We start from the raw sequence: 16307 nt of genomic DNA on the forward strand, positions 1-16307 counted from the left end.
CGGCTTACTGGTTGACGGTCTTGCCCGCCACCACGGCCTCTTTCTTGCCTTTTTCCAGCACCAGCGACTTGTAGTACGCCTCGCCTTTCTCGGCGTCGTACATACCCTGCCACTTGGCGATGACCACTGCGGCCAGGGCGTTGCCGACCACGTTCAGCGCGGTACGGGCCATGTCCATGATGCGGTCGACACCGGCGATGAAGGCCAGGCCTTCCAGCGGGATGCCCACGCTGCCCAGGGTGGCCAGCAGCACCACGAATGATACGCCCGGCACGCCGGCGATACCCTTGGAGGTGACCATCAGGGTCAGCACCAGCAGCAGCTGCTGGCTCCAGGACAGGTCGATGCCGTACAGCTGGGCGATGAAGATCGCCGCAATGCTCTGGTACAGGGTCGAACCGTCGAGGTTGAACGAGTAGCCGGTCGGGACCACGAACGAGCAGATCGACTTCGGCGCACCGTACTTCTCCATCTTCTCGATCACGCGCGGCAGCACGGTCTCGGAGCTGGAGGTGGAGTAGGCGAGGATCAGCTCATCTTTCATGATGCGCATGATCTTGATCACCGAGAAGCCGAACAGGCGAGCTACCAGGCCCAGCACCATGAAGGCGAAGAAGGCGATGGCGAAGTACACCAGCAGCACCAGCTTGGCCAGCGGCAGCAGCGAGCTGAAGCCGAAGTTGGCGACAGTCACGGCGATCAGGGCGAACACACCGATCGGCGCGTAGTTCATGATCATGTGGGTGACCTTGAACATGGTCTCCGACACGCCCTGGAAGGTACGCACCAGCGGCTCGCGCAGGTCGGCGTTCAGGCTCGACAAGCCCATGCCGAACATCACCGAGAAGAAGATGATCGGCAGCATCTCGCCACGCATCAACGCCGCGAAGATATTCGACGGGATCAGGTTGAGCAGGGTCTCGATGAACGCGTGCTCATGCTGCACCTCGGCCGCGGTGGCCTGGTACTTGGAGATGTCGACGGTGCCCAGGGTGCTCATGTCGATGCCGGCGCCTGGGTGGAACACGTTGGCCAGGACCAGGCCGACGACGATGGCGATGGTGGTCACCACCTCGAAGTAGATGATGGTCTTCAGGCCGATACTGCCCAGTTTCTTCGCGTCGCCTACCCCGGCGATGCCCACGATCAGCGACGAAATCACGATCGGGACGACGATCATCTTGATCAGGCGAATGAAGATATCGCCGGCCGGCTGGAGGACGTTGCTGATCCACCATGCCTTTTCTGCACTGAAATGATTCAGTAGCGCGCCGACTGCAACGCCCAGCAACAGACCGATGACGATCTGCCAGGCGAGGCTCAGTTTTGCCTTCTTCATGTCATTACCCTTTGTTGTAGTGGTCACGGGCACCTGACGGAAAGTCGCGTTCCAGAGCGCTTTAAAGCTTCTGGGCGGCTGCATGTTCCGTTCCGGGCCCCTCTGTAAGGACACCGCGAGCGAGTATTTCTGGCGCTCGGGCCAAGGAAAAAGGCGGCAACTATTGCGACGTGGGCAGGGGCAGTCTAATGCCGGAAACGACTACCCCATACCGAATCGGCATGAGACCAGAAGCCGAAATCGAGCATCGCCAAAGCCTTGATTTTCAACGTTCGGATTTCCGAACAAGGCCAATGCGCCATTTTTCGGCAGATTTGCAGGTATGGAAGAAGGGGGTTTGATGGCGTGTTCGACAATCCGAATGGCTGAAATGCCACACAGGCTGACCTGTCGGACAACTAAAAAAATTTCGATATACGGTAGCGACAAAATGTGTCTGAAGTAAAAAGTCGCTCGTATGGATAGATAAATTCCTGCAGGCGCTTCGGAAGCCAGATCGATCACGTCCTCAGCTCGACCCGATCGACCTGCAACTTCCGATGCCACCCTCTCCTGACCCGGCCCATGATGGAGGCACTCCCTGTACCCCTAGGCCACTCCGACCCTGCAACAGTCAGAACGGCCCGGCCCCCTGGTCATGCGCTGCCCCTCCTCGGGGCGGCGCATCATAGAAGCCTGAAAGATAAAAAGGTTCAGCTTCTATAGCGTTACAGTGCGCGACCGCTGGTCAGTACCAGTTCGGGTCACGCTTGAGCTGCTCCTGCAGCAAAGCTTTCATGCCTTCGTCCGGCTTGCCCAACCAGCGGTAGTCCGCATGGCGGGTCGGCGACTTGTCCGCAGGCAGGCCCTCTGGCACTTCCATAAGCATGCCGTAGGCTTCGTCCTTGTCCCAGCTGAAGGCCACGACCAGGCGCTTGTAGGTGCAATTGCCCTCGGATTCGCAGAGCGGGCCAACCAGATACTGGTCGCCGTCCTCGGTCACCGCCGACATCTGCTGCGCCGAGCTGCCGCTGAGGTTGATCACCCATTCGGGCAAGCGCTCTTCTTTCTTTATCGTGTTCTGCCAGGTCTTCTGGTATTCAGGGTCCGAGCCAAGCAACTGGTTGACCCGGACCTGGCCGTCATTAGCGGCCAGCGCCGACGCACCACTGCCTAGCAACAGTGCGACGGCCAAGGCTTTCGGGAGCATCCTGCTCATGGTCGTCAACCTCTACCGCGGCCGAAGAAGAAGGAGGCTACGAACAGCACCAGGAAGACGATGAACAGGATCTTCGCGATACCAGTCGCAGCACCGGCGATACCACCAAAGCCCAGGACTGCGGCAATAATGGCGATGATCAGGAAGGTGATAGCCCAACTCAGCATGATGTTTCTCCTTTTCTTGTACGAAATCGGTCAGAAGTATCAGAACACCCAACGTTCCTGAGGCTCGACGCGGTCGAGAACGGCAGGGGCAGTATCGGCGCTGGGCAGTGGCTGGGTGGCCTTGACCAAGGTGCTGGCGTGGGGCGTTGCCCGCAGCTGCGTCAACAGCGCAGTCTGCGCCGCCACTTGCTCGGCCAGCCGGGCGGTCTGCCAGCTGTGATGGAACAGGCCGACCGCCAGGGTCAGCAACAGGGCCATGCCGAGGAACAGCAGCTGCTGCAGGGGTACTACAGCGCTCTGCGTGCGGTTGACGTTGGGGCGATTCATGCCGGCTCCTCCTGCAGTACTTGTTATCCGTTCTTGGGAAGATCAGTGCAGCCTGCATGCCAGCCGTAAAACTCTAAAAAAACCTCTTTAAATCAAATAGTTATTGAATACGCACATAACCGGGAAGGACGTATCCTGCACGATGCCCCTGCAAGGGCTCGTGCGATTTGCACGATCAGCCCTCTACCTTGGTGGCGATCTTCAATAGATCGGCGTCTACCCCGCGCACCCCGACGATCTGCCTCGCGACGTCCACGGCAATGGCCTTCTGCTCGCTGCTGACCACCTCGCCCGATAACCTGACCAACCCCTCTTCACTGGCTACCTTGATGTTCAGCCCGTCCAGGTTACGGCTGAAGCGGTAGCTGGCCTGGATCTTGTCGACGATCCAGCTGTCGCTGGGCTGCGGACCGGTTGGGGCATCGACAGGTTTTTCCCTGGCCTTGGCCAGGGCCGTGCTGTCCAGGCTGACCAGATTGTTGACCAGGTGCACCCCATCGGTGGTACGCGCCAGAACCCCGGCAAGGTCCTTGGCCTCGGGGCTGTCCACCTTGCCGCGCAGGGTCACCACGCCTTCACGGCTTTCCACCTCGATAGGGGCCTTTTCGGTAATCCGGCTCCACAGCAGCCGTGCGCGCACCACCGCACCGAGGGTGGCGTCCTCCAGGCGCTGGGCGTAGGCACGCAGTTCCAAGGGCTTGTCCACCAGCCCCGGGTCGATCCGCAACTGGTTGTCCACCTGTTCGATCCCGCGTGTGGCCAGGGCCACCTGTTCGGCCAGCATGCGTTCCACCGGGTTTTCCACTTCGCCCGAAAGCCGAGCCCGCCGGCCATCGACTTCTACCTTTATAGGGAAGGCATTGAGCATGGTGTTAAGGGACAGGGCCGTCTGCAGGGCACCTTCAAGTCGCGCTTCCTGCACCGGGTCGGCCTGGGCCTGGCCGACGATCGACAACACACAAGCCGCCAGAACGGCCATTCGAGGGTAAACGGACATCACAGAACCTCCTTTCGCATCACTCAACCCAGGACTCTCGCAACCCACATGCCAACTATTTACCCACAATCAACTTCAGATTTATCAGCTACTTAGCCATCATGAAGGCATGCGGCTAGCATGCATGGAACAGAATCAATCAGAATCGACCATGCAACTTGCCCGATTTTTCCGACACTAATTGAGATCAATCCCAAAGGAGCGCAGGAAATGGAATCAGCCCAGGACAACCAAGGCCGCATTCTGCTGGTGGACGACGAGTCCGCCATCCTGCGTACCTTCCGTTATTGCCTCGAGGACGAGGGCTATAGCGTGGCGACCGCCAACAGCGCCGCCCAGGCTGAGACCCTGCTGCAGCGCCAGGTGTTCGACCTGTGTTTCCTCGACCTGCGCCTGGGCGAGGACAACGGCCTGGACGTATTGGCGCAAATGCGCATCCAGGCGCCATGGATGCGGGTGGTCATCGTCACCGCCCACTCGGCCATCGATACCGCGGTGGACGCGATCCAGGCCGGCGCCGCCGATTATCTGGTCAAGCCTTGCAGCCCCGACCAATTGCGCCTGGCCACGGCCAAGCAGCTGGAAGTGCGCCAACTGTCAGCGCGCCTGGAGGCACTCGAAGGGGAAGTACGCAAGCCCAAGGACGGCCTGGACTCTCACAGCCCGGCGATGATGGCGGTACTGGAAACGGCCCGCCAGGTGGCGACCACCGATGCCAACATTCTCATCCTCGGTGAGTCCGGTACCGGCAAGGGCGAGCTGGCCCGTGCCATCCATGGCTGGAGCAAGCGCGCACGCAAGGCCTGCGTGACCATCAACTGCCCGTCGCTGAATGCCGAGCTCATGGAAAGCGAGTTGTTCGGCCATACCCGTGGCGCCTTTACCGGTGCCAGCGAAAGTACCCTGGGGCGGGTCAGCCAGGCAGATGGCGGCACCCTGTTCCTTGACGAAATCGGTGATTTTCCCCTCACCTTGCAACCAAAATTGCTGCGTTTCATCCAGGACAAGGAGTACGAGCGGGTCGGTGACCCGGTCACGCGACGGGCAGATGTGCGGATCCTCGCGGCCACCAACCTCAACCTCGACGAGATGGTGCGCGAGAACCGTTTCCGCGAAGACTTGTTGTACCGGTTGAACGTGATCACCTTGCACCTGCCCCCCCTTCGCGAGCGCAGTGAAGACATCCTGACCCTGGCCGACCGTTTCCTGGCGCGCTTCGTCAAGGAGTACTCGCGCCCGGCCCGTGGCTTCAGCGACGAAGCACGCGCCGCCCTGCTCAACTACCGCTGGCCGGGCAACATCCGCGAACTGCGCAACGTGGTCGAGCGCGCCAGCATCATCTGCCCACAGGAACGTGTGGAGATCAGCCACCTGGGCATGGCTGAGCAACCCGTCGGCAATGCGCCGCGGGTCGGTGCGGCGCTGAGCCTGGACGAGCTGGAACGCGCCCATATCGGCGCGGTACTGGCCACCAGCGACACCCTCGACCAGGCCGCCAAGACCTTGGGCATCGACGCCTCCACGCTGTACCGCAAGCGCAAGCAGTACAACCTATGAAATGGCCGATGAAGCTGCGCACGCGGCTGTTCCTGAGCATCTCGGCGCTGGTCACCGTGGCCTTGCTGGGCTTGCTGCTGGGGTTGTTCAGTGTGCTGCAGATGGCAGCGCTGCAGCAGCGCGTGGTGCAGGACACCACCGAGACCCTCGAGCTGGGCCTGAAGCTGCGGCAGAACCTTGGCGAACAACTGAATCTCATCCTCGACGAGGACACCGCCCCAAGCACCCTCGTCACCTTGCAGGAGCAGTTCCAGGCCCTGCTCAAGCAGGGGCTGGAGCAGGGCGGCGAACGCACCGGCTTCAGCAAGGCCGCCAGCAACTACCAGGCGTTCGTCCAGGCCTATCGACAGAGCCCCGCGCCCGCCCGCAGCATGGGGGTGGACCAGCCCCTTGGCGCCACCTTCAACCAGGTGCGCGCCGATCTGCTGGACTCACATCGCCAAGCCCTTGAACACATCACCCGAACCGAGAAGTCATCGCGCGATCACGCCTTGCTCATCAGTGGCCTGCTCGGGTTGATGGGCCTCACCGTGCTGGTGCTCGGCTTCATCACCGCGCACAACATCGCGCGCCGCTTTGGCCAGCCGATCGAGGCGCTGGCCAAGGCCGCCGACCAGGTCGGCCAGGGCAACTTCGACGTCACACTGCCGGTAACCCAGGCCACCGAGCTCAACCTGCTGACCCGCCGCTTCGGCCTGATGGCCGACGCCCTGCGCAAGCACCAGGCCACCAATGTCGATGAGCTGCAGGCTGGCCAGCAGCGCCTGCAGGCGGTACTGGACAGCATCGACGACGGCCTGCTGATCATCGACCGCCAAGGGCGCCTGGAACACCTCAACCCGGTGGCCCAGCGCCAGCTCGGCTGGGACCCGAGCCGCCTGGGTGTAGGCCTGGCCGAAGCCCTGCAGCGCCCCGAACTGGAACAGCAGCTGCGCCAGGTGCTGCGCGGTGGCAGCCTGGACCGCCTGCCGGAAGACCTGAGCCTGGAGGTGGAGGAAGAAAGCCGCTTGCTGACCTACAGCCTGACCCCGGTCAGCCATCCCCAGGGGCCGATTCTCGGGGCCGTGATGGTGCTGCACGACGTCACCGAGCAGCGCGCCTTCGAACGGGTTCGCAGCGAGTTCGTGCTGCGTGCCTCCCACGAGTTGCGCACACCGGTGACCGGCATGCACATGGCCTTCGGCCTGCTGCGCGAACGCATCAGCTTTCCGCCCGAAGCGCGGGAGAACGACCTGCTCGAAACCATTGCCGAGGAAATGCAGCGCCTCACCCAATTGATCAACGACCTGCTCAACTTCTCCCGCTATCAAAGCGGCTTGCAGAAGCTGGAACTGGCCCCCTGTTCATTGGAGGAACTGTTCGAGCGCGCCCAGGCGCGTTTCGTCGAACAAGCCTCGGGCAAACAGATCGAGATCATCCGCGAGCTGGAGCCACCGCTTCCACGTATTCAGGCCGATGTCGCCCAACTCGACCGAGTGCTGGACAACCTGCTGCACAACGCCATTCGCCACACCGGCAGCGGCGGGCGTATCCGCCTGCATGCACGGCGGCATGCCGAGCGGGTGATCATCAGCGTCGAGGATAACGGCGAGGGTATCGCCTATGGTCAGCAGGGGCGGATCTTCGAGCCGTTCGTGCAGGTCGGGCGCAAGAAGGGCGGGGCAGGGTTGGGCCTGGCCCTGTGCAAGGAGATCGTCCAGCTGCATGGCGGGCGGATGGGCGTGTTCTCACGGCCGGGGCAGGGGACGCAGTTCTACATGGCACTGCCGGTTTGACGTGGCCCCCTTCAGGGTGCGCCAACCTCAAGGCTCATCATCGATCCTCCGCCCAGCCACGCGCCGTCCGCGGGTAATCAACTCGGCAAACTGGCGGGCATTCAGGGGATGGGCGAACAGCCACCCTTGCCCGTAGTTGACCCCCTCGCTGTTGAGCAGCACCGCCTGGTCCTCGCACTCGATGCCTTCGGCGATCACCCGCAGGTGCAGGTCGTGGGCCATGCGGATGATATGCGGCGCCACGCCGCTGCTGGCGGCGTCATGGCCCAAGGCATCAATGAACGACTTGTCGATCTTCAGGCAGTCCACCGGCAGAGTCTGCAGGTAGGCGAGGCTGCAATAGCCAGTACCGAAGTCATCGATCAGCACCTGGTGCCCGACAGCGCGCAGGGCCTGCAGGTTGTCCCGCGCAACCACCACATCGATCAGCCCCCGCTCGGTCACCTCGAAGGCGATCTGGCTGGGGGCGACACGATGGTGCGCCAGCAACCGCGCCGCCACCCGGCCTATACGCGGCGCCATGACGTCGCAGGCCGCCAGGTTGACCGAGATATAGAGCTGGCGGTTGGCCCGCAGCAACTGCCCCAGCTGTTCGAGCACCCGTTGCAGGACGAAGTCGGTGATCTGTCGAATCTGGCCGGTGTTCTCTGCCAGGGGGATGAACAGCTCGGGGCTGGTCAGGCTGCCGTCCGGGCGGCGCCAGCGCACCAGGGCCTCGGCACCGACACAGCGGCGGCTGTCCAGTTCGAAGATCGGCTGGTACAGCACCTGCAGCTCGCCGCGGCGCAGCGCATGCTGCAGCTCCGAGCTCATCGAGCGGCGTTGCAGGATCAGTTGCAGCACCAGCCAGCCGATACAGCCGGCCAACACCAGGCTGCCGGGGAACAGCAACCAGAGCAGGCCATTGAGCTTCAGTGGCAGGCTCGCCCGCGGTGCGATCAGCACCAACTGGTAGTCCGGTGATTTGGTGGACATGCGATAGACCAGGCGGTCGGGCAGCTCGATCAAGGATTTGCCCTGCGCAGGTGGCCATTCGGTGGTCGGCGGCCAGGGTTGCGTCGGGCCCAGCACGGGGATGGCCCGGGTACCCCGATCCAGCACTACCAGCAGGCTGCCACCGGGCGGCAGGTCGACGACGTCGGTGAGGTGGCCACGGGAGGTGGAGACGACGAAGCGGCCACGGCCCAGCATCAGGGCCGCGAGATTCTCGTTGGGTTCAGTGGTGGTATTGAGCCAGTAGCTGTAGGTCGGCCCTTGGATATCCGGGCTGCGCAAGGGCTCGATGATCCGCTCGTCGCCGCGGTTGGAGCAGGCCCGCGTACCCTCCACATAGGACGCTTCATAGATGAACCGCGACTTCAGCGCCACCTGTTGCAGTTGCGTCAGCATCAGCGCATCACAGCCGCGCAGGGGCTGCGCCTGAAGCTGGTCCACAGCCTCGCGCAATTGGCCGAACACCTGCTCCAGGCGCTCGAGGAAACGCTCGCCCTGGGCATTCATCTGCGCGCTTTCACTTTGTTTCATCTGTTGCAAGGCAACGTTGACGCTGATCGCCAGCAACAGCCCGGCACTGGCCAACGCCGCGAGCGCGGCTAAAAGCCAGGGGCGGTGGAAAAATTGACGCACCGTAGCGAAGAGGGCAAGCATGCGTGGCATCCAGTTGAATACCAAAGGTATAGCAACGGAATCAAAGCTTGGCGCAGCCGCTGGGCATGTGAATTGGCCCGCTTGCGCGCCAAGCGTCCGAAAAGTTCGGGTCAGCGCTTGCGGTTAAGCACCTGCAACATCGCGGCGGTCTGTGCATCCGGCGTGCCATCGAACAGCCGCGGGCGGAAACGCATCTGGAAGGCCGCGATCACATGCCGGGTGGCCACGTCCAGTTCACCGGTCTGGTCGATGGCATAGCCAAAGCGCGACAGTTGCTGCTGGTACCAGCTGATGCTTGGCGGGTTGACCTCGAAAAAGGCCTGTTGCCGCGCCACCGCAGCGCTATCCGGCCAGACACCCAGGCCGGCCTCGGCCAGACGCTTCCAGGGGAACAGCGGGCCCGGATCGAGCTTGCGCAGCGGGGCGATGTCGCTATGGCCGATGATGTGGCGCGGGTCGATATTGTTGCGCTTGACGATATCCTTGAGCAGGGCGATCAGCGATTGCACCTGGGCTTCGCTGTAAGGGTGCCAGACACGCCCGGTCGGCGTGTCCGTGTAGCCCTCGTTGACGATCTCGATGCCGATGGAGCTGGAATTGAGCCAGGTGCGCCCCTGCCACTGGCTATCCCCTGCGTGCCAGGCGCGGCGGTTCTCGTCTACCAGTTGGTAGACAGTGGCCGGGCCGTCGCCGATAAGGTAATGGCTGCTGACCTCGCCGTGGGTCAGCAGGGCGAGGGAGCGCTCCAGCGACGCGTTGGTGTAGTGCACGACGACGAACTGGATGCGGCTGTCCTGATTGGCCGAGGGGTGGCTGCGGTCGATACGCAGGCCACTGGAACAGCCTGCCAGGACCAGCAGGAGCAAGGCAGTGATGAGTGTTTTCATTGCAGGGAGCACGCCATGATGAGCCGACAACAGCGCTACAGTATAACGTGCTCCAAGCCTTACGCCTCAGCGAACGCACATCAACTGAAACGCCATCGAGTTATCGCCGGAAGGTCCCTTGAGGTCCACCAACTGCGTAGCGACCCTCACCATCTCCACTGAAGGCTTGCCGATCACTTTGCCCTGCCCGTGTAAAAGCCGCTCATAAGTCCCGACATCTATGGGCGACATGCTGCAGAACGCCGGATCGCTTTGGGTGATTTTTGAGTCAAGAAGCAGGGTGTATTCAGTCATGTAGTCCTTCTGCACGACCCGTTTGACCTCAGTGATCCATGTGGGCGACTGATTCAAAATCGTGCCTTTGTGACTGATGTGTGCGGTAAACAGTACCTGCTCGGCAAACGCCAGGTTGTGAAACGCCAGCGTCATCAAGGACGCCATCAACAAACGAGAGATTTTCATGATCAGTACTTCGCAAGACGGAAATGAATAGGAGGTTTCTGGCTGAAGTTCCAGCCTTCCGTCACGCAGTTTCATTCAGGGCAACGCCCCACAAGCGGTAGTTACTTATGCCTGCTCGACGCGATTACGCCCCTTGTCCTTCGCCCGGTACAAGGCTTCGTCCGCGCGCTTGAGCACTTGGTCGCCGCGCTCGCCGGCGCGGAAGGCACTCAGGCCGATGGACGTAGTGATCACCACTCGTTCGCCCTTGAAGTGGAATGGGCAGGCTTCGATCGCCGCACGCAGTGCCTCGACCACCTGCGCTGCGGCGGGCGGCGATGTTTGCGGCAACAGCAGGACGAATTCCTCACCACCGAAGCGGGCGATGAAGTCACCGCCACGCAGGCGTTTGCGCAGCTGGTCGGCGACGATCTTGAGCACTTTGTCGCCCGCCAGGTGGCCGTAGCCGTCGTTGATGCGCTTGAAATGATCGAGGTCAAGGATGGCCATCGCCAGATGGCCGCCGTTTGCTTGCCAGTCGAGTACTTCCTGTTCGACTCGCTCCGACCAGGCCGCACGATTGGGCAGGCCGGTCAGCGGATCGATCATCGCTTTCTGCCGCTGCTCTTCAAGGTGCTCGCGGTAACCCAGTGCCTCCTGCTCCATGCTCGCCACACGTTCGGCCAATCCGTGCAGGCGACCAGCCAGCTCATGCTCACGACGGTCACGCTCGTGCTGGTGAGCATCCATGGTCACCAACAGGCCTTCGAGGCGGTTCTCCAGGATATGCTTGAGGCTGTCGACATCGGCAGCCCCCTGCACACTACTCTGCAAGCCATCGACCTGCTCGCGCAGCTGGCTGTCGAGCTCTCGGGCGGCGGAGCTGTTGTCGGCATGGCCGGCGCTGGCTTCGTGCAGGTGGCTCTGGAAGGTTTCCAGGCGCTCGTTGAGCTGCTGCAGGTAAGCCTCGAACTCATGCTGGCCGCTGTCGGTGATCGCCAGCATGAGCACGGCCAGGTCATCCAGTACCGGGATCAGCTCGTACCAGTTCAGCCCCCGCGAAACCCGTTCGCGCATCTCCAGGGCCTGGGCCTTGTGGCGCTCGGGCAGGCTCAGGTCGTCGAGCAAGCCGATCAGCGTCTGCTCGATATGGGCGGCAACCTGGCTGTAGGGCGGCTCGACCGCATCGGGCAGGGCATAGGGGCCATCATCGACGGTGACCAGCTCCGCCACTGTGTCCGGTTCATCCGTTGCGGCTTGCTCCGACTCGATGACAGTCAAAGGCTCGGGTACAGGTTCGGCAACCGCGGCCACCGATGGCTCGGCTTCGGGATGCGGATCGGCAACGACCAACGGCGTGGTTTCAACCAGCGCCGGGCCGGGTAATTCGATTTCCGCTTCAGGCAGCTCGACGGGCACCGTTTCATCCACTGCCTGTGCCGCTTCGGGCAAGGCTTGAGGGGCAGGTGCCAGGGCGTGCAGTTCGTCGGCATCCCTGGGTTGTGGCTCAGGTGCGATGACCGGGGCTGCAGCGGCTGGCTGGAGTACGGGCGACGTCGCCTCGATGGCAACAGGTGCGGTCGCCAATTCCCCTTGGGGCTCGTCACGGCCACCAAACAGGCGCTGCAGGAACCCGGGGCGAGCTTCATCATCGGGCTTTTGCACAGCATCCAGGGCGCGCCCCTGCAAACCACTGAGCTCGCCCAGCAAGGGCGGTAGCTCGCGGGACTGGCTGACGCCACCGTCGAGCTTCTTCGCCAGCTTTTTCAACGGACGTGCCACATCGCCCGGCAGGGGCAAGGTCTGCAACTGGGTAACCAGCGCGGTCAGCGCCTCGCTAACCTGGTTCATGCGAGTTTCGCGGCGCTGCTCGGAGTCGAGCACGGCTTTTTCCAGGCGCGGAATCAGCCCGGCGAGGCCGGCGTCCATATTGTCGCTGCGGATGACCTCGCGCATTTCCTTCATGCACTGGTCCACGATCTTGTCGCTACCTTCCGCCGCCAGGGTGCTGCGCACCAGGCCACGACGCAGCAGGTCGAGGCGGGCTTCCCAGCGCCGCTCGAGCTTTTCCTGCTGCTCGATGCTCTTGAGGTATTTTTCTTTCCAGCGCTCGGCTTCTTCGGTCATGCCTGGATCCGCAACGGGTAATGGCATCTAGTCCTGCAATCACTGGATTTCGGCGGAAAAGCCCAACACTTGAGTGCAGGATTCGCCCAGGCAGGACTAACTCAGGACCGGCAGCGTATCCACAGTCAGGGCATCAGGCAATCGGATCTCGACGGCGACGGGAAGGTGATCGGAAATTGGCTGTGCCAATACCTCGACACGCTCCAGTGTCAGGCTCGGGCTGAGCAGGATGTGGTCAAGGCAGCGCTGGGGACGCCAGCTGGGAAAAGTGGCCTCGACCTGAGGAGCGACAAGCCCGAGATCCCGCAAGGGCGAATGGTCAAGCAGGTCGTTGGCGTGGGTGTTCATGTCACCCATGAGGATCTGGTGGCGATAGCCACCGATCAGCTCGCGGATATAGGCCAGCTGCCGGGCGCGCGTCTTGGAGCCGAGCGCCAGGTGCATCATCACCACGATCAGGGCGTCGGCACCTTCGCCGAAACGCACGAGGATCGCCCCTCGCCCAGAGGGGCCGGGCAGGGGATGGTCTTCCAGGTGCTGGGGTTTGAGGCGGCTGAGCACACCGTTGCTGTGCTGGGCAAAACGCCCCAGGTTGCGATTGAGCTGCTGGTACCAGTAGGGGAATGCCCCCAGCTGGGCCAGGTGCTCCACCTGGTTGACGAAGCCGGAGCGCAGGCTGCCGCCGTCGGCTTCCTGCAAGGCCACCAGGTCGAAGTCGTTGAGCAGGTCACCGATCTTCTGCAGGTTGCCGGCTCGCCCGTTGTGCGGCAGCAAGTGCTGCCAACTGCGGGTCACGTAGTGGCGATAGCGCTCGGTACTGATACCGACCTGGATATTGAAACTGAGCAGCCGCAGGCGACCATCGGCCGGCAGGCCGCTGGCCTGCAGGTGATGTTCGTTGACCTGCGGCTGGTGCAGGCCGACGCTTCGGGTTGAGCGAAAGCGGCCCATGGCATTCGCCGCTTACTTAGCGGCGCGCTCCTTGGCGATCAGCTGGTCGGCGACGTTCAGCACGCCTTCCGGACCACCGGCGGTACCCAGGTCGAAGCGGTACTTGCCGTTGACCACCAGGCTCGGTACGCCGGTGATTTCATACTTCTTGGCCAGCTCTTTGGCCTGATTGACCTGGCCCTTGATGGCGAAGGAGTTGAAGGTGGCGAGGAACTTGTCCTTGTCCACGCCCTGGGTGGCCAGGAAGTCGGCCATCTCCTCAGGTTTGGTCAGGCGCATGCGCTTGTTCTGGATGGCGTCGAACACCGCGTTGTGGACATTGTGCTCAACACCCATGGCTTCGAGGGTGAGGAACATCTGGCCGTGGGCATCCCAGGGACCACCGAACATGGCCGGCACACGCTTGAAATTGACGTCCTTGGGCAGCTTGTCGACCCAAGGGTTGATGGTCGGTTCGAAGTGGTAGCAGTGCGGACAGCCATACCAGAACAGCTCGACGACCTCGATCTTGCCTGGCACCGATACCGGCACGGGGTTGCTCAGCTCGATATATTCCTTGCCGGCCACAGGCTCCGCAGCCTGGACGGCGGCCATACCGAATACGCTGGCGGCGACCAGCGCAGCGCTGAGAATCAGTTTACGCATGCTTTACTCCTGAGCAGTCTTTGGTCGCCTCGACGCGACCTGTGTAGGACAGGTCGGGAAGGGCTCGAGTTCTGTAGTGTAACGGCTACGGACAGAAAAAAGGGCAGCGCGGGCTGCCCTTTTCATCTTTAGCGCTGAAGCATTAACCGAGTGTTAACGCGTATTTCAGTGCAGGCCCTGAATGTAGCTGGACAGCGCTTCGATGTCCTTGTTGCTGAGCTTGCCGGCGATGGTGCGCATGGTCATGGCGTCGCCGTCATTGGTGCGGTTGCCTTCGCGGAAGTCGGTCAGCTGCTTGCTGACGTACTGCGCGTGCTGGCCACTGAGATGCGGGAACTTCGCCAGGGCGATGCCTGCGCCGTTGGGGGAATGGCAACCGGTGCAGGCCGGCATGCCTTTCTCCAGGTTGCCGCCGTTGAACAAGGCACGACCACGCTCGACGAGCTTCGGATCGGCGGCACCCACGCTGCCTTTCTGGCTAGCGAAATAAGCGGCGATGTCGGCCAGGTCCTGTTCGTTGAAATTGGCCAGCATGCCGGTCATCTCAAGCACGGTACGCTTGCCGTCCTTGATGTCGTGCAACTGCTTGTTCAGGTAGGGCTCACCTTGGCCGGCGAGCTTCGGGAAATTCGGTGCCAGGCTGTTGCCGTCCGGGTTGTGACAGGCCCCACAGACAGCTGTCTTGGCCTGGCCGGCGGCGGCATCGCCTTTGATGGGTCCCGCAGCAGTTGCCGCACCTGCGACCCCCATGGTCAACAGCAGACTCACGACTAGTTTGTTCATCAGCTAATCCAACACGGCTAAGGGTGAAATGTTATGTATCGGGACTGCCGCTCATCCAAAGGATGACCAAACGGTAGTCCTCGGCACTGCAGTCCATGCACAATCCACGCGGCGGCATAGCCTTGAAACCCTGTGTAACATGCACCACCAGTTGCGCCATGCCTTGCGCCAGCCTTGGCTCCCAGGCCGCCCGGTCACCGCTTCTGGGTGCCTGGGGCAGTTGTCCGGCGTGACAGGCCGCGCACGTGCGGTTGTACAACGCCTCGGGATCCTGTGTAGCCTGTGCGCTGAAAAACGGCAGGAACATACCGACAGCAAGCAGCCATTTCGCCATGCGAAACGACCTGACAGGGTTGGGGGCCGCGCTGCGTTCTGTTGCGCGAGCTATTGTTCGACACCCCATGCTCAATTGCCTTCGCTGGGCGAATGAGCACACAAAAACTGGGGCATTATATACTTCCGCCAGCCAAACGGAAACGACACCGCTTGCCAGGCCTGGTCCTACGCCTCCAGCGCTGGGCAACACCCACATCGGAAATCCCATGCAAGTCAAGAACCCCATCCTCGGCCTCTGCCAGAAAGCCAAATTCGCCCTCAGCGCCGCCAAGGTCGAACAATGCCCCGAAGACCAGGGTTACGAGGTGGCTTTCGCCGGCCGTTCCAACGCCGGTAAATCCAGCGCCCTCAACACCCTGACCCACGCCAGCCTGGCGCGTACCTCGAAGACCCCCGGCCGCACCCAGCTGCTGAATTTCTTCAGTCTGGACGATGAACGGCGTTTGGTCGACCTGCCGGGCTACGGTTATGCAAAAGTGCCGATTCCGCTCAAGCAGCACTGGCAGAAACACCTGGAGGCCTATCTGGGTAGCCGCGAATGCCTGCGCGGGATCATCCTGATGATGGACACCCGCCATCCGATGACCGACTTCGACAAGATGATGCTCGACTGGGCCAAGGCCAGCGGCATGCCGATGCACATCCTGCTGACCAAGGCCGACAAGCTGACCCACGGCGCGGGCAAGAACACTTTGCTCAAGGTGCAGTCGGAGATTCGCAAGGGCTGGGGCGACACCGCGACCATCCAGCTGTTTTCGGCGCCCAAGCGCCTGGGCCTGGAAGAGGCCTATCGCGTGCTGGCGGATTGGATGGAGCTGGAAGACAAGCCGGTGGCATGAATGGCCACGAAACCTGTAGGAGCGGCTTCAGCCGCGAAACAAGCGCCTCGTTACGTGGCACCCGCTTTGCGGGTGATCGCGGCTGAAGCCGCTCCTACAAGGACCGATGCAACTCCTGAATTCCGGGCAAAAAAAACCCCGGACTTCGTATGGGGAGGGGGAAGTTCGGGGTCCAAGTCCGGACCGCTAGGGCGGGGTCCAGATATCTGCCAACACTTAACACAACATAGGAGCATCGAAAGGCTTCACCAGCCATTCAGTACCTCTGAGTGGCGGTTCACCGGTTTAGTT

The 16307-nt window shown here is 62.1% G+C and carries 17 protein-coding genes; 3 read left to right on the plus strand and 14 right to left on the minus strand.

Annotated features, from left to right (window positions below; all coding sequences use genetic code 11):
• Positions 1-4: 4 nt before the first annotated feature.
• The 6 genes from gltP to ACVWY1_RS02555 form a co-directional block, all read right to left on the minus strand.
• Entirely contained in the window at positions 5-1339 is a 1335-nt protein-coding gene (gene gltP / locus ACVWY1_RS02530; protein WP_023629390.1) for a glutamate/aspartate:proton symporter GltP, read from the minus strand.
• A gap of 201 nt (positions 1340-1540) precedes the next feature.
• On the minus strand, positions 1541-1843 hold the full coding sequence (locus ACVWY1_RS02535; RefSeq protein WP_277502363.1) for a hypothetical protein: 303 nt from the start codon (positions 1841-1843) through the stop codon (positions 1541-1543).
• A gap of 223 nt (positions 1844-2066) precedes the next feature.
• Complete coding sequence (locus tag ACVWY1_RS02540) at positions 2067-2537, minus strand: inhibitor of vertebrate lysozyme family protein (RefSeq protein ID WP_457377746.1); 471 nt, start codon at positions 2535-2537, stop codon at positions 2067-2069.
• A gap of 5 nt (positions 2538-2542) precedes the next feature.
• The gene (locus ACVWY1_RS02545) at positions 2543-2704 is read right to left on the minus strand and encodes a DUF1328 domain-containing protein (protein ID WP_008092060.1); all 162 of its coding nucleotides are present in this window, start codon (positions 2702-2704) and stop codon (positions 2543-2545) included.
• Positions 2705-2743: 39 nt separating this feature from the next.
• Complete coding sequence (locus ACVWY1_RS02550; protein ID WP_102683024.1) at positions 2744-3031, minus strand: hypothetical protein; 288 nt, start codon at positions 3029-3031, stop codon at positions 2744-2746.
• A gap of 175 nt (positions 3032-3206) precedes the next feature.
• Positions 3207-4028: a BON domain-containing protein gene (locus ACVWY1_RS02555; RefSeq protein WP_277502364.1), complete on the minus strand. Its 822-nt coding sequence runs from the start codon at positions 4026-4028 to the stop codon at positions 3207-3209.
• 210 nt (positions 4029-4238) lie between these two features.
• Between ACVWY1_RS02555 and algB the strand changes: the two genes are divergently transcribed.
• Complete coding sequence (gene algB, locus ACVWY1_RS02560) at positions 4239-5585, plus strand: sigma-54-dependent response regulator transcription factor AlgB (RefSeq protein ID WP_139674593.1); 1347 nt, start codon at positions 4239-4241, stop codon at positions 5583-5585.
• Positions 5582-7360 (plus strand): KinB sensor domain-containing domain, encoded by a 1779-nt coding sequence (locus tag ACVWY1_RS02565; protein ID WP_457377747.1) that lies wholly within the window; start codon positions 5582-5584, stop codon positions 7358-7360. The genes algB and ACVWY1_RS02565 overlap by 4 nt, the downstream gene beginning before the upstream one ends.
• A 27-nt stretch (positions 7361-7387) precedes the next feature.
• Here the strand turns inward: ACVWY1_RS02565 and ACVWY1_RS02570 are convergent, their stop codons facing one another.
• The 8 genes from ACVWY1_RS02570 to ACVWY1_RS02605 form a co-directional block, all read right to left on the minus strand.
• Positions 7388-9007, minus strand: a complete 1620-nt coding sequence (locus tag ACVWY1_RS02570; RefSeq protein ID WP_102683021.1) for an EAL domain-containing protein — start codon at positions 9005-9007, stop codon at positions 7388-7390.
• A gap of 110 nt (positions 9008-9117) precedes the next feature.
• Entirely contained in the window at positions 9118-9894 is a 777-nt protein-coding gene (locus tag ACVWY1_RS02575; RefSeq protein WP_207238317.1) for an N-acetylmuramoyl-L-alanine amidase, read from the minus strand.
• Positions 9895-9960: 66 nt separating this feature from the next.
• The gene (locus ACVWY1_RS02580; RefSeq protein ID WP_139674599.1) at positions 9961-10431 is read right to left on the minus strand and encodes a hypothetical protein; all 471 of its coding nucleotides are present in this window, start codon (positions 10429-10431) and stop codon (positions 9961-9963) included.
• A 30-nt stretch (positions 10432-10461) separates the two neighbouring features.
• Positions 10462-12462: a diguanylate cyclase gene (locus tag ACVWY1_RS02585; RefSeq protein ID WP_457377748.1), complete on the minus strand. Its 2001-nt coding sequence runs from the start codon at positions 12460-12462 to the stop codon at positions 10462-10464.
• 96 nt (positions 12463-12558) lie between these two features.
• Complete coding sequence (locus tag ACVWY1_RS02590) at positions 12559-13413, minus strand: endonuclease/exonuclease/phosphatase family protein (RefSeq protein WP_046853623.1); 855 nt, start codon at positions 13411-13413, stop codon at positions 12559-12561.
• A gap of 12 nt (positions 13414-13425) precedes the next feature.
• A complete protein-coding gene (gene dsbA, locus ACVWY1_RS02595) occupies positions 13426-14058 on the minus strand; it encodes a thiol:disulfide interchange protein DsbA (protein ID WP_102683017.1) in 633 nt (210 codons plus the stop codon).
• A 165-nt stretch (positions 14059-14223) separates the two neighbouring features.
• Entirely contained in the window at positions 14224-14841 is a 618-nt protein-coding gene (locus ACVWY1_RS02600; RefSeq protein WP_102683016.1) for a c-type cytochrome, read from the minus strand.
• Positions 14842-14872: 31 nt separating this feature from the next.
• Entirely contained in the window at positions 14873-15175 is a 303-nt protein-coding gene (locus ACVWY1_RS02605; protein WP_031314666.1) for a c-type cytochrome, read from the minus strand.
• Positions 15176-15383: 208 nt separating this feature from the next.
• Here ACVWY1_RS02605 and yihA point away from each other — a divergent pair, with 208 nt between their 5' ends.
• Positions 15384-16016, plus strand: coding sequence for a ribosome biogenesis GTP-binding protein YihA/YsxC (gene yihA, locus ACVWY1_RS02610; protein ID WP_046853620.1), 633 nt, complete (start codon positions 15384-15386; stop codon positions 16014-16016).
• Positions 16017-16307: the final 291 nt, after the last annotated feature.

It is taken from the genome of Pseudomonas sp. TE6288, from assembly GCF_054062095.1.

Bases quoted from the DNA above. Each gene is read 5' to 3' on its own strand.
- ACVWY1_RS02555 (WP_277502364.1), bottom strand. From the start codon at position 4,028: ATGTCCGTTTACCCTCGAATGGCCGTTCTGGCGGCTTGTGTGTTGTCG.
- ACVWY1_RS02600 (WP_102683016.1), bottom strand. From the start codon at position 14,841: ATGAACAAACTAGTCGTGAGTCTGCTGTTGACCATGGGGGTCGCAGGT.
- ACVWY1_RS02605 (WP_031314666.1), bottom strand. From the start codon at position 15,175: ATGGCGAAATGGCTGCTTGCTGTCGGTATGTTCCTGCCGTTTTTCAGC.
- algB (WP_139674593.1), top strand. From the start codon at position 4,239: ATGGAATCAGCCCAGGACAACCAAGGCCGCATTCTGCTGGTGGACGAC.
- ACVWY1_RS02590 (WP_046853623.1), bottom strand. From the start codon at position 13,413: ATGGGCCGCTTTCGCTCAACCCGAAGCGTCGGCCTGCACCAGCCGCAG.
- ACVWY1_RS02550 (WP_102683024.1), bottom strand. From the start codon at position 3,031: ATGAATCGCCCCAACGTCAACCGCACGCAGAGCGCTGTAGTACCCCTG.
- ACVWY1_RS02575 (WP_207238317.1), bottom strand. From the start codon at position 9,894: ATGAAAACACTCATCACTGCCTTGCTCCTGCTGGTCCTGGCAGGCTGT.
- ACVWY1_RS02580 (WP_139674599.1), bottom strand. From the start codon at position 10,431: ATGAAACTGCGTGACGGAAGGCTGGAACTTCAGCCAGAAACCTCCTAT.
- ACVWY1_RS02540 (WP_457377746.1), bottom strand. From the start codon at position 2,537: ATGAGCAGGATGCTCCCGAAAGCCTTGGCCGTCGCACTGTTGCTAGGC.
- yihA (WP_046853620.1), top strand. From the start codon at position 15,384: ATGCAAGTCAAGAACCCCATCCTCGGCCTCTGCCAGAAAGCCAAATTC.
- ACVWY1_RS02545 (WP_008092060.1), bottom strand. From the start codon at position 2,704: ATGCTGAGTTGGGCTATCACCTTCCTGATCATCGCCATTATTGCCGCA.
- ACVWY1_RS02585 (WP_457377748.1), bottom strand. From the start codon at position 12,462: ATGACCGAAGAAGCCGAGCGCTGGAAAGAAAAATACCTCAAGAGCATC.
- ACVWY1_RS02570 (WP_102683021.1), bottom strand. From the start codon at position 9,007: ATGCTTGCCCTCTTCGCTACGGTGCGTCAATTTTTCCACCGCCCCTGG.
- dsbA (WP_102683017.1), bottom strand. From the start codon at position 14,058: ATGCGTAAACTGATTCTCAGCGCTGCGCTGGTCGCCGCCAGCGTATTC.
- ACVWY1_RS02565 (WP_457377747.1), top strand. From the start codon at position 5,582: ATGAAATGGCCGATGAAGCTGCGCACGCGGCTGTTCCTGAGCATCTCG.
- gltP (WP_023629390.1), bottom strand. From the start codon at position 1,339: ATGAAGAAGGCAAAACTGAGCCTCGCCTGGCAGATCGTCATCGGTCTG.